Here is a 12,653-nt window from a genome sequence, read left to right as displayed (position 1 = left end):
AAAGAATAGTTGAAGAAGGGCGGCTGACCTGCGATGGTAGGCCCCAAGGACTAAACCCAAGGAGCATTTTTTGGGACTCAAGGACTCATCTGGCCATCCCGGCACCACGCCTGCAACGTCGTCGGTGCCCCGCGCCGCGGCCCAGGCACTGCGGGACCGACCGCAGGCCAAAGTGCTGATCATCGGCGGCGGAATCAACGGGGTAGGCACGTTCCGGGATCTTGCCCTCCAGGGGGTGGATGTTGCCCTGGTGGAACGCGGCGACTATTGCCAGGGTGCCAGCGGCGCATCCTCACACATGATCCACGGCGGCATCCGCTACCTCGAAAACGGCGAGTTCCGCCTGGTCCGGGAGTCCGTGGTGGAGCGCAACCGCCTCCTGCGAATCGCCCCCCACTACGTCAAGCCGCTCCAGACCACGATTCCCATATTCAGCACCTTTTCCGGCGTGCTGTCAGCCCCTCTGAGGTTCCTGACCCACAAACAGCAGGGCAAACCCAAGGAACGCGGTGCATTCCTGATCAAACTGGGCCTGAGCATGTACGACTCCTTCTCCCGCGACGGCGGCACCGTGCCGCGGCACCAGTTCCGGGGCCGCAAGCGGGCGCTGGCGGAACTTCCCCGCCTGCACCCCGGCATCAAGTACGCGGCCACCTATTTTGACGCCTCGGTGCACAACCCCGAGCGTCTGACCCTGGACGTACTGCAGGATGGTGAAAAGGCCGGGCTGGTAAACGCAGGGCAGTCCCGCAGCACGGCCCGCGCCAGTAACTATGTTTCGCTCCAGTCGATGGGCCGCGGGGTTTCAGCCGGAAATGACAGCGCAGCCGGAAACGCACCTACTGGCAGCACTGTTCAGCTGCGCGACGAATTGACGGGCGAGCTCTTCGACTTCACCGCCGATGTCATTGTGAACACCACCGGCGCCTGGGTGGACCTGACCAACGAGGCGATGGGCGCAGCTTCCCGCTTTATGGGCGGCACCAAGGGATCGCACATCGTGCTTGACCACCCGCACCTGCTCGAGGCCTGCCAGGGACGGGAAATCTTCTTTGAACACACCGACGGCCGGATCGTCCTGATTTACCCCATGGGGGACAGGGTTCTGGTGGGAACAACCGATGTTGACGCCGACATGAGCCAGGACGCGGTGTGCACGGACGGGGAGATCGACTACTTCCTCGAGTTGATCGGGCACGTCTTCCCAGACATCCCCGTTGACCGCGGGCAGATCGTCTACACGTTCTCCGGCGTACGTCCGTTGCCCCGCCACGACGCAACCCAGCCGGGATTCGTCTCCCGGGACTACCGGATTGAACGGCAGGCAGCCGGCATGGGCGCCGTCGTCTTCAGCCTGGTAGGCGGCAAGTGGACAACGTTCCGGGCGCTGGCCGAGCATCTGGCCAACGATGTGCTCGCCGAACTGGGCCTGGAGCGGCAGGTATCGACGGCCAAGCTCGCCATCGGCGGGGGCGCCGGTTTCCCTGCTGACGAGGCCGGTGTCCAGGCCTGGATCAAGGCCCACGTGTCCGCGAATCGTGGTGCCGACCGGACGGCCCTCCTGCTCACCCGCTACGGCACCCGGGCTGAGGAGGTCATCAGCTTCCTCGACGGCGGTCCCGACCAGCTGTTGCGCTCCACCCGCGAACTCAGCGTGCGCGAGCTTGAATTCATGGCCCGCCATGAGCAGATCGGTCACCTTACCGATGTACTCATCCGCCGGACCTCCCTCGCCTTCCGGGGGCTGGTGACCGGCGAGCTGCTCAATGAGGTGTCCGAAGTGATCGCCGGTCCGCTGGGCTGGGATGCTGCAGCACAGGCCCGAGAGATCCACCACGCGGAGGAGGTATTGGGGCGGTTGCACCGCGTACAGGTCCACAGTCTGGTCGCCTAGCCGGCCGGCTGCAGCCGGAGCGTCAACGCACTCCGGCTCAACGGTCCTTCAACCCGCGAGGGACCGAAAACAGAAAATAAGGAGTCAATGATGTCTCTTGGAATAGTTTTTCTTTCCGAAGTCTTCGGAACCGCGATGCTCACCCTGCTGGGTTGCGGTGTCGTGGCCAACGTGGCCCTGAAGGGCACGAAAGGCAACAGCGGCGGGTTCCTGATGGTCACGTGGGGGTGGGGCATCGCCGTCTTCTGCGGTGTCTTTGTTGCCGCCAAGTCAGGTGCCCACCTCAATCCCGCCGTGACCCTGGGCCTGCTGGTGAACGGCAAGGCTGAATATGCCCCGGGCGTCAAGGTGGACGTGGCGTCCACGCTGACCTACTTCGGCGCCGAACTGCTGGGCGCCTTCCTCGGCGCAGTTGTCTGCTGGCTCGCTTACAAGCAGCACTTCGATGAGGAGCCGGCGCAGGCCTCCAAGCTCGGCGTTTTCTCCACCGGCCCTGCCATCCGCTCCAACCCGTGGAACCTGATCACGGAGATCGTCGGCACCTTCGTCCTGGTCTTCGTGATCCTCACCCTGGGCGGAACCCCCTCCGGGCTGGGCCCGTTGGCTGTTGCCCTCCTGGTTGTAGGCATCGGCGTTTCCCTGGGCGGTCCCACCGGCTACGCCATCAACCCTGCCCGCGACCTCGGCCCGCGTATTGCGCACGCCCTGCTGCCCATCAAGGGCAAAGGAAGCAGCGACTGGGCCTACTCGTGGATTCCGGTAGTGGGGCCGCTGGTAGGCGGAGCCCTGGGTGGAATCCTCGCCAAAGTTGTCCCCATCATCATCACCGCAGCATCCTGACCGATCAGCCAGCAAACCCTGCATACAGACAAGGACGTCAACATGAACCAGTACGTAATCGCCATCGACCAGGGCACCACCAGCTCCCGCGCCATCATCTTCGACCACAGCGGCAACATCGTTTCGTCCGGCCAGATGGAGCACGAACAGATCTTCCCGCAGGCCGGCTGGGTGGAGCACAACCCCGCCGAAATCTGGAACAACACCCGCGAGGTCATCGGTTCTGCGCTCTCAAAGGCGAACCTGACGCGTCACGATATTGCCGCCGTCGGAATTACCAACCAGCGTGAAACCGCCGTGGTGTGGGACAAGACCACCGGAGAAGCCGTCTACAACGCCATTGTCTGGCAGGACACCCGCACGCAGAACATCGTTGATGAGCTGGCCAAGGATGGCGGCCCGGAACGGTTCAAGCAGAAGGTGGGCCTTCCGCTGGCCACCTATTTTTCCGGCACCAAGATCAAGTGGATCCTGGACAACGTTGATGGCGCCCGGGCCAAGGCAGAGGCGGGCGACCTGGTCTTCGGCAACACGGACTCGTGGGTCCTGTGGAACCTGACCGGCGGCGTGGACGGCGGGGTCCATGTCACGGACGTCACCAATGCCTCCCGCACCCTGTTCATGGACCTCGACACCCTGACCTGGGATGAGGAAATCCTGGGCATCTTCGGGGTCCCCCTGAGCATGATGCCCACGATCAAGTCCTCCTCTGAGGTTTACGGCACGGTCCATACCTCCCAGTTGCTCCGCGAAGTGCCCGTAGCGGGCATCCTCGGTGACCAGCAGGCAGCCACCTTCGGCCAGGCGGCGTTCCAAACCGGTGAAGCGAAGAACACCTACGGCACCGGCTGCTTCCTGATCTTCAACACGGGCGAAGAGATTGTCCACTCGAAGAACGGTCTGCTGACCACCGTGGGGTACAAGCTCGGAGATGCACCGACCCACTATGCCCTGGAAGGCTCCATCGCCGTTACCGGATCCCTGATCCAGTGGCTGCGCGACAACCTGGGCATGATCAGCAGCGCCCCGGAAGTCGAGACCCTGGCAGCCTCAGTCAAGGACAACGGCGGCGTGTACATCGTGCCGGCATTCTCGGGCCTGTTCGCCCCCTACTGGCGCTCCGACGCCCGCGGCGCAATCGTGGGCCTCACCCGGTTCGTCAACAAGAGCCACATCGCCCGCGCCGCGCTCGAATCCACGGCGTTCCAGACCCGCGAAGTCCTGGACGCCGTCAACGCCGACTCCGGCGTCCCGCTCACTGAGTTGAAGGTCGACGGCGGCATGGTGGCCAACGATGCCCTGATGCAGTTCCAGGCGGACATCCTGGGCGTTCCGGTCATCCGGCCCAAGGTGGTTGAAACCACTGCCCTGGGTGCGGCCTACGCCGCCGGCCTCGCCGTCGGATTCTGGAAGGACCTCGGCGAGTTGTCGGCCAACTGGGCCGAAGACAAGCGCTGGGAACCGCAGATGGAGCAGGCCGAGCAGGACCGCCAGATGCGGCTGTGGAAGAAGGCCGTGACCAAGTCCATGGACTGGGTCGACGAGGACGTGAAGTAGCCAGCCAGACAGCAGTTCGTGGTTGCGACGGGCCCCCGTCTCACCACGCAAGGAAGGCGGCCCCTGCCCCGCCCGTCCCCAGCTACTCCCAACACTCGCAAGCTCGTGTTGGGGCCCTCGTAGCTGTGGGCCCCCCACGGGTGCCCACCACACCCGGGCGAGGGGCCGCCTTCCTTGCTTTCGCTGTAGTCACCCTTCATCCAGGAACAGAGCGCCGTCGCTGCTACTTCAGCCGCTCGGGGCGACTTACGTTTGGGCGAGGGGAGGGGTGCGCTAAAGTAGTCCTATGCGTGCGATCCTTCTGCTTAGCTAGCCGCCCGGTATCCGGAAACAACCGGACAGCCGAGCGGCCGCCCCTCCTTGGAGAGGGGCTTTTGTGTGTCCGGGCAAGATCGCCGGGCCGGCAGCAGAGGAGATCAGACCGTTGTGGCAACACAGATGCCGCAACAGAACAGAAGAGGGCAGCAGTGAGCGTTCAGCCGGAGACAGAGACCGGAACACCAGCAGTAGCGGCGGAAACACCCGAAGAGGGTGCCTACAGCTTCGCGGCGATGGAGGCCAGGTGGCCGCAGGTGTGGGAAGACCTAAAGGTCTTCACCCCCGTCGATGACGGCTCCCGCGAGCGCCGCTATGTGCTTGACATGTTCCCCTACCCCTCGGGCGACCTCCACATGGGCCACGCCGAGGCATTCGCCATGGGCGACGTTGTGGCACGCTACCTCCGGCAGCAGGGCTTCGACGTCCTGCACCCGATCGGCTGGGACTCCTTCGGCCTGCCGGCGGAAAATGCCGCCATCAAGCGCAACGCCCACCCCAGCGAGTGGACGTACGCCAACATCGAAACCCAGGCGGCGTCTTTCAAGCGTTACGCCATCTCCGCGGACTGGTCCCGGCGCGTTCACACCTCAGACCCTGAGTACTACCGCTGGACCCAGTGGCTGTTCAAGCGCTTCTATGAGCGCGGCCTGGCCTACCGCAAGGATTCGCCGGTCAACTGGTGCCCGAAGGACCAGACGGTGCTGGCCAACGAACAGGTGGTCAACGGTGCCTGTGAACGCTGCGGCACCCCGGTCACCAAGAAGTCCTTGAACCAGTGGTACTTCAAGATCACCGAGTACGCTGACCGGCTGCTCGAGGACATGGACGAGCTGCGCGGCCACTGGCCCGAGCGCGTCCTGGCCATGCAAAAGAACTGGATCGGGCGTTCCGAAGGTGCGCACGTCAACTTCGTCATCGAGGCCGACGCCGGCAAGGCCGCCAAGGACGTCACCGTCTTCACCACCCGCCCGGACACCCTCTACGGCGCAACATTCTTTGTGGTCGCGGCTGACGCGCCGATCGCCGTCGAACTCGTTACTGACGAGCACGCCGCCGCCCTGGACGCGTACCGCGAGCAGGTCAAGGCCCTGAGCGAAATCGAACGCCAGTCCACCGAGCGCGAAAAGACCGGTGTCTTCACCGGCCGGTACGCGGTCAACCCCCTGAACGGCGAAAAGCTGCCGGTCTGGGCCGCGGACTACGTCCTGGCCGATTACGGCACCGGCGCCATCATGGCCGTCCCGGCGCACGACCAGCGCGACCTGGACTTCGCCAGGACCTTCGACCTGCCCGTCCGCGCAGTCCTGGACACCGGCGAGGACGATCCCGCCGTCTCCGGCAAGGCCACCGCGGGGGAGGGGACCCTGATCAACTCGGGTGTCCTGGACGGCCTGCCCAAGGCAGAGGCCATCCCGGCTGCCATCGAGATTCTGGAAAAGCAGGGCACCGGCGAGAAGTTCGTCAACTTCCGTCTCCGTGACTGGCTCCTGAGCCGCCAGCGGTTCTGGGGCACTCCCATCCCCATCATCCACTGCCCGGCCTGCGGTGAAGTTCCCGTCCCGGATGAACAGCTGCCCGTCACCCTGCCGGCAGACCTCCGCGGTGAGGACCTGTCCCCGAAGGGCACCTCGCCGCTGGCCGCCGCCGAGGCCTGGGTCAACGTGGAGTGCCCCAACTGCCACGGACCGGCCAAGCGCGATACCGACACCATGGACACGTTCGTGGATTCGTCCTGGTACTTCCTGCGCTTCGTTTCCCCGCAGTACACCGAGGGTCCCTTCGACCCTGCGAAGATCAACGAATGGATGCCGGTAGGCCAGTACGTGGGCGGCGTGGAGCACGCCATCCTGCACCTGCTGTACGCGCGATTCTTTACCAAGGTCATCCACGACCTCGGCATGCTCGACGCTGACGAGCCGTTCAGCGCGCTGCTGAACCAGGGCCAGGTCCTCAACGGGGGCAAGGCGATGAGCAAGTCGCTGGGCAATGGCGTGGACCTCGGCGAGCAGCTCGATAAGTACGGAGTGGACGCTGTCCGGCTGACCATGATCTTTGCCTCCCCGCCCGAGGATGACGTGGACTGGGCGGACGTTTCGCCGTCGGGATCCGCTAAGTTCCTCGCCCGCGCCTGGCGTCTGGCACAGGACGTCAGCAGCGAGCCAGGTGCTGATACAGCGTCCGGTGACCGGGCACTGCGGTCCGTGACGCACCGCACCATCGCCGACGCCGCCGCGCTGCTGGATAACAACAAGTTCAACGTGGTGGTGGCCAAGCTGATGGAGCTGGTCAACGCGACCCGCAAAACTATAGATTCAGCGGCCGGCGCCGGCGGGGCTGATCCCGCCGTCCGCGAGGCAACGGAAGCCGTTGCGGTCATCCTGAGCCTCTTTGCGCCCTACACCGCGGAGGACATGTGGAACGTCCTGGGCCACCCGGCCTCGGTGGCGAACGCCGGCTGGCCCGCCCACGACGAAGCGCTGCTGGTCCAGGAGACCGTCACCGCCGTGGTGCAGGTGCAGGGCAAGGTGCGCGACAGGCTCGAAGTTTCCCCGGACATCAGCGAGGATGAACTGCGCGAGCTGGCCCTGGCCAGCGAAAACGTCCAGCGTGCCATGGACGGCCGCGGCATCCGCACGGTGATCGTGCGGGCGCCTAAACTGGTGAACATCGTCCCGGCCTAGCCGGGAACACCGGCCGCCGGGTTCTCCCGGCGGCCGGCCTTAAACCAGGAGGCCCCTTGCCCGACCGTGACGCCGCCGCATGGCTTTGGCTCCGGGAACGACTCGCTGCCCTCCGCCCTGCGGCGCGCGCGGGCATGCCCACGGACGCGTCCGCCGTCGTGGCACGTACCGCCGTGGTGACCGATTCCGCGTCCGCGCTGCCGGCAGAGTGGGTGGGGGCCTGCGCCTCCGACGGGCTGCTGACCGTGATCCCGATGCCCGTGATGGTGGGCGAGGAGATCTACGGCGAAGGCGAAGACGACATCACCGAAACGATTGCGCTGGCCCTCGCCAGCGGCAAGTCCGTCAAGACGTCCCGGCCTTCACCCGGCCAGTTTGAACAGGCCTTCCACGCTGCTGAGCGCGGCGGATACGAGGCGGTTGTCAGTATCCACATCTCCGGGGGCCTCTCCGGCACGGCGGACGCTGCCCGGCTTGCGGCGGGGCGCGTGAATATCCCGGTAGAGGTTGTGGACTCCGGCACGGTGGGCATGGCGTTGGGGATGGGCGTCCAGAGCGCCGTGGCCGCTGCGGCCGCCGGCCTGGAAGCAGCCGCGGTCAGCGACGCAGCGACAGACCGGCTGGCACGGACCAAGGTCTACTTCTACGTTCCCAGCCTGGAGCAGCTGCGCCGCGGCGGACGGATCGGCGCGGCCGCCTCGCTGCTGGGGACGATGTTCGCTATTAAACCCATCCTGGCGGTCGACGGCGGGAAGATCGTTCCGCTGGAAAAGGTGCGGTCAGCAGCCAAAGCCATAGCCCGGCTCGAGGAGATTGCCGCTGAGGACGCCGCGTCACGTCCGAACGGCCTGGCCCGGCTGGCGGTCCACCACTTTGGGAACCCGGCGGAGGCGGAGGGGCTGGCTGCCAGGCTGGGCGCCTTATTGCCGGGCTGTCCGCCGGCCCAGATCAGTTCACTGCCCGCAGTCCTGGCCGCCCACGCCGGCCTTGGTGTGCTGGCGGTCATCGTAGGGGAAAGTGCCCCGCCTCCCGTAGAGCCGGAACTGCTTTCCACATAGGACAGGCCCGGGCTGTCACCTGCGCCGTTGAATCCCTAGCGTTGGGTGCATGTCACGCCGGGACGCTGGAGCACGCCAGTCGGCGCGGCATGCCCGGGAGCGGCTGCAGTCCACGCTGGGAGACGGCAGGGGGCTCCTGACCGACGGTGACGGAAAGGTTTTCGAGTACGACGGCGGCCCCCTCAGTAGTGCGGACGCCCTTCCTGAATCGGTTGTCCAGGACGCGCCCGGCGCGGGCGCGGCGGGTCCGGCCCTCAGGTGGCGGGTGGGACTTCCTGTAGCCCTGCTCATTGCTGCCCTCGCGGTGCTGGGCGGTGCTTGGTTCTGGGTTCAGGTTGCTGCCGGGCAACCGGAAGTGGTCGCCCTCAGCGATGTTTCTCCCCAAGAGAGTGGACCTGCTGGTGATGCCGGGACCGCGGGGCAGGGAACAGACCGTGCAGATCCGGCGGGAGTCCCCGCGGAGAGTCCTCAGACCGGTACGGTCATCATCCACGTGGCCGGGGCAGTGGCCGTTCCCGGAGTTGTCCGCCTGCCGGCAGGCAGCCGGGTGCATCAGGCTATCGCCGAGGCAGGCGGCGCCACACCCTCGGCAGACCTCAACCGGCTCAACCTTGCCGCCATGCTGGCTGACGGGCAGAAACTGTACGTGCCACTACCCGGGGAAAGCATCCCCGCAGAACTTCCGGGGAGCGCCGCAGCAGGCCAGGATCCCGGAGCTGGTACCGGTACTGGTCCCGCGGCGGCTGCAGGGAAGGTCAACCTCAATACGGCCAGCGTCGAAGAACTGGACGCCTTGCCGAAGGTGGGCCCTGTGCTGGCGCAACGGATCGTGGACTGGCGAAAGGAACACGGTCCGTTCAAGTCCGTCGAGGAACTCGACGCCGTCGATGGAGTGGGACCCAAGATGCTCGAAACACTGCTGCCGCTGGTGGGTGTCTGAGATGGCGCCGGAGAGCCGGTGGAGCCGCTTTGTCGATTCGGCGGTGCAGGGGCCGGCCGTGCAGCCGCCTGAGGCGCCAGCGCGGGAATCCACGGCAGCTCCAAGGCGGCTGTCTCCGGACGCCGCATCTCTTCGCCGGTCGGTTCGCCGGAAGGGCGCCGTGCTGGCCGGTCATGTCAGGAAGAAGTTCCGTGGCCAGGAACAGGAGACCGTGCCGGTCGAAAAACCACGCCGTCGCACAGACGTCAGGCTGGGACTGCCTGCGCTGCTTGTCTGGGGCGCCGCTGTGGCCGGAACCTGGCTCACCCCTGCGATGCTCGCGTTGCTGTGCAGCGGATTGCTGGCCGTGGCAGTCCTCCTGCTGGCCCGGGTGACGCGCGGCAAAAAACTCCTTGCGGGTCGCAGGAGCTTCCTGACCACTGCGGCCGTGGCACTGGTCCTGGCCGCAACCGCAGCGGCGCATTCGGCTGTGTCTTCCGCGCAGCGCCACGATGGACCACTCGCGGAAGCAGCGGCATTGGGGAAGTCGGTGGTCGCCATCCTGGAGATTAGCGGTCCCGCGCGCCCCCTCACGGTCCCGGGACAGGCAGGGACGCCCGAGCGGTGGTCGGTGGATGCCCGGACCGAAGAAGTCACTGTCAGCGGCACGGTCATCCGCACCCGCGCTGAGCTCGTGGTGATGGGCGGCCGCGGCTGGGACAACGTGGTCCCGGGGCAACTGGTCCGGGCCGCCGGCAAGCTCAGGCCGCCTGAGCCGGGCCAGCAGGAAACCGCCATCCTGGCGGCGTCGATGGCTCCCGGCGCTGGTGCTGCCGGCGGTCTTGGAGCTGGTGCCGCCCCGGCCGGTGAGGTCGTGGCCAAGGAGCTCAGGGAAAGGTATGTGGCCGCGGCCTCGTTCCTGGCTGCCGATCCCCGTGGGCTCCTGCCGGGCATGGTCACCGGCGACACGTCCGCGCTGGACGAAGGGCTTAACGCGGCGATGAAGACGGTAGGCATGACCCACTTAACTGCAGTGAGCGGGGCCAACTGCAGCCTCGTCCTGGGCGCCCTCCTGATGGCGGCGCGCAGCCTGCGGCTCCCCAGGATCCCTGCGGCGTGCCTCGCGTTGACCGGCCTGGGTATGTTTGTGGTGCTCGTCGGCCCCGATGCCAGCGTGCTGCGCGCAGCGTTGATGGGTTCCATTGCCATTGCCTCGCTGGCCGGCGGCCGCATGGGCCGGGGACTGAGTTTCCTCTGCCTTGCCGTGATGGGCCTGCTGCTTATTGACCCGGGCCTTGCAACGAGCTTCGGCTTTCTGCTCTCGGTGCTGGCGACGCTGGGGATCGTTGTCCTCGGTTCCCGGATGATGGACTGGACCCCTCCGATCGTTCCCCGCTGGGCAGCGGCCGCGCTGGCCGTGCCGCTCTCAGCGCAGCTGCTGTGCGGCCCCGTCATTGTGCTCCTGCAGCCACAGTTCTCCACCTACTCCTTGCTGGCGAACATCGTGGCAGCGCCGCTGGTGGCGCCGGTAACGCTGCTGGGCACATCTGCGGTGCCCTTGGTGTTGTGGATGCCCTGGGTGGCGACTGCCCTGATCGCCATCGCAGGCACGTTCAGCGCCGGCGTAGCCGCTACCGCCCGGACCGCTGCGGGACTGCCAGGAGCGTCCCTGCCCTGGCCCGAAGGGCCGTTTGGACTCCTGACGATGGTGCTACTGTCCGGGCTCACCTTTGCCGCGGTCTGGGGAGCCGTCCGGCCACGCCAAACACTGCGGCTGGTCCTGGGGCTCCACACCCGAACCGTATCCCTGCTGAACACTGCGGACAACTGGCTGCCGGCCTTTACAAGGCCCTCCCGTCGTCCCCTCCATTCACCGCGCAGTCCGCGGCGCTACGTCCGTCGCGGCTTGGAGGCAGGGGCCCGCCGTGGCAGGCTTAGACACTGCACCAGAATTTCCGGGAGGAATCCACCATGGCCGCAGCCCAACCCACACGAACCAGGACAACGCCGTCGAACGTTGCCTCCTGGCGGGACGTAAGCCCCGCGGGAGTCGTCCTGGTGGGCGGACCCGAAGAGTACCTCGGCATCCGTGCCATGGACCACATCCGCTCACAGGTACGGGCAGCCTTCCCCGACGTTGAGGTCACCCGCATGACCGCCGGCAGCTACGAACCGGGCTCACTGGCCATGAACGTCAGCCCCTCCCTCTTCGGTGAGCGCAAGCTGATTGAAGTCGAGGGCGTTGAAAGCATGAACGATGCCTTCCTGGCCGACGCCCTCAAGTACTTGGCGCATCCCGAACCCGACGCGGTCCTGGTCCTGCGCCATGGCGGGGGCGTCCGCGGCAAGAAACTCCTCGATGCAGTCAAGGCTGGAGGCTGGCCGGTGGTTGACTGCCAGCCCCTGAAGAAAGACGCCGACAAGTCTGCATTCGTGGCGGCAGAGTTCCGGGCCGCCGGCCGGAAAATCACCTCCGACGGGGTGCACTCCCTGGTCAACGCCGTCGGCGCCAACCTCTCGGAGCTGGCAGCGGCCTGCAGCCAGCTGATCGCAGATGCGACGGGAGCCGTAACACCCGAGTTGGTGGATCGCTACTACGGCGGCAGGATCGAAGCCACGGCGTTCAAGGTTGCCGATGCCGCCATGGCCGGCAACAGTCCGCTCGCCCTGTCCACGCTCCGCCACGCACTTGCCACCGGAGCCGATCCGGTCCCGTTGGTTGCCGCGCTGGCAGCCAAGCTGCGGACGCTAGCGAAGGTGGCCGGCGCCCAGGGATCGTCGGCGCAGATAGCCAGGGAACTGGGCATGCAGCCCTGGCTGGTGGAGCAGGCCCAGCGGGATGTCCGCCGCTGGACCCCGGATGGTTTGGTTCGCGCCATCCAGGCCACCGCAGAGGCAGACGCGCAAGTAAAGGGTCTTTCGCGTGATCCGGTTTATGCCGTTGAACACGCGGTGACCGTCATCGCCACATCCGCGCAGCGCCACTGACGCAGGCTCGGGCGTCACGGTTTCCGGAATGATGACCGCCTCATGGAAGAGACTTAAAGAGTTGTGGCCGGCGCCCCACTGGGGTGCCGGCCACAATCATCGGTTCAAGTGAACTGGAAACCTTACAGTGCGTTGACCTTCTTGGAGATCGCCGACTTGCGGTTCGCTGCGTTGTTCTTGTGCAGAACACCCTTGCTGACAGCCTTGTCCAGCTTGCGGCTGGCGGCAACCAGGGCAACAGCAGCTGCATCCTTGTCAGTGGACTCAACGGCGGTGTTGACGGCGCGGATGGCCGTCTTCAGCTCAGACTTGACTGCGTTGTTGCGCAGGCGTGCCTTTTCGTTGGTAAGGATGCGCTTCTTCTGGGACTTGATATTAGCCACGTGTGAACTCTCTTT

The 12,653-nt window shown here is 66.0% G+C and carries 9 protein-coding genes; 8 read left to right on the top strand and 1 reads right to left on the bottom strand.

Annotated features, from left to right (window positions below):
- Positions 1–124: 124 nt before the first annotated feature.
- From AC1MCD_RS10425 to holA, 8 genes are all read left to right on the top strand, one after another.
- A complete protein-coding gene (locus AC1MCD_RS10425) occupies positions 125–1,894 on the top strand; it encodes a glycerol-3-phosphate dehydrogenase/oxidase (RefSeq protein WP_498678283.1) in 1,770 nt (589 codons plus the stop codon).
- A 90-nt stretch (positions 1,895–1,984) separates the two neighbouring features.
- Positions 1,985–2,734, top strand: coding sequence for an MIP/aquaporin family protein (locus AC1MCD_RS10420; RefSeq protein ID WP_498671699.1), 750 nt, complete (start codon positions 1,985–1,987; stop codon positions 2,732–2,734).
- A gap of 42 nt (positions 2,735–2,776) precedes the next feature.
- A complete protein-coding gene (gene glpK, locus AC1MCD_RS10415) occupies positions 2,777–4,291 on the top strand; it encodes a glycerol kinase GlpK (RefSeq protein ID WP_498671697.1) in 1,515 nt (504 codons plus the stop codon).
- Positions 4,292–4,758: 467 nt separating this feature from the next.
- Positions 4,759–7,290, top strand: coding sequence for a leucine--tRNA ligase (gene leuS, locus AC1MCD_RS10410; RefSeq protein WP_498671695.1), 2,532 nt, complete (start codon positions 4,759–4,761; stop codon positions 7,288–7,290).
- Between the two features lie 56 nt (positions 7,291–7,346).
- Positions 7,347–8,348, top strand: coding sequence for a DegV family protein (locus AC1MCD_RS10405; RefSeq protein WP_498671693.1), 1,002 nt, complete (start codon positions 7,347–7,349; stop codon positions 8,346–8,348).
- A gap of 49 nt (positions 8,349–8,397) precedes the next feature.
- Positions 8,398–9,288 carry a ComEA family DNA-binding protein gene (locus tag AC1MCD_RS10400; RefSeq protein ID WP_498671691.1) on the top strand — a complete coding sequence of 297 codons (891 nt, stop codon included), beginning with the start codon at positions 8,398–8,400 and terminating at the stop codon, positions 9,286–9,288.
- Positions 9,289–9,346: 58 nt separating this feature from the next.
- Complete coding sequence (locus tag AC1MCD_RS10395; protein WP_498671689.1) at positions 9,347–11,305, top strand: ComEC/Rec2 family competence protein; 1,959 nt, start codon at positions 9,347–9,349, stop codon at positions 11,303–11,305.
- On the top strand, positions 11,239–12,255 hold the full coding sequence (gene holA / locus AC1MCD_RS10390; RefSeq protein WP_498671688.1) for a DNA polymerase III subunit delta: 1,017 nt from the start codon (positions 11,239–11,241) through the stop codon (positions 12,253–12,255). The genes AC1MCD_RS10395 and holA overlap by 67 nt, the downstream gene beginning before the upstream one ends.
- 122 nt (positions 12,256–12,377) lie before the next feature.
- On the opposite strand, the gene rpsT is transcribed toward holA, so the two are convergent.
- The gene (gene rpsT, locus AC1MCD_RS10385) at positions 12,378–12,638 is read right to left on the bottom strand and encodes a 30S ribosomal protein S20 (RefSeq protein ID WP_066291556.1); all 261 of its coding nucleotides are present in this window, start codon (positions 12,636–12,638) and stop codon (positions 12,378–12,380) included.
- Between the last annotated feature and the right edge of the window lie 15 nt (positions 12,639–12,653).

The organism is Arthrobacter sp. BF1, from assembly GCF_056680215.1.
The sequence above is the reverse complement of the archived record's forward strand: the minus strand, read 5'-3'. Positions and strand labels throughout refer to the sequence as shown.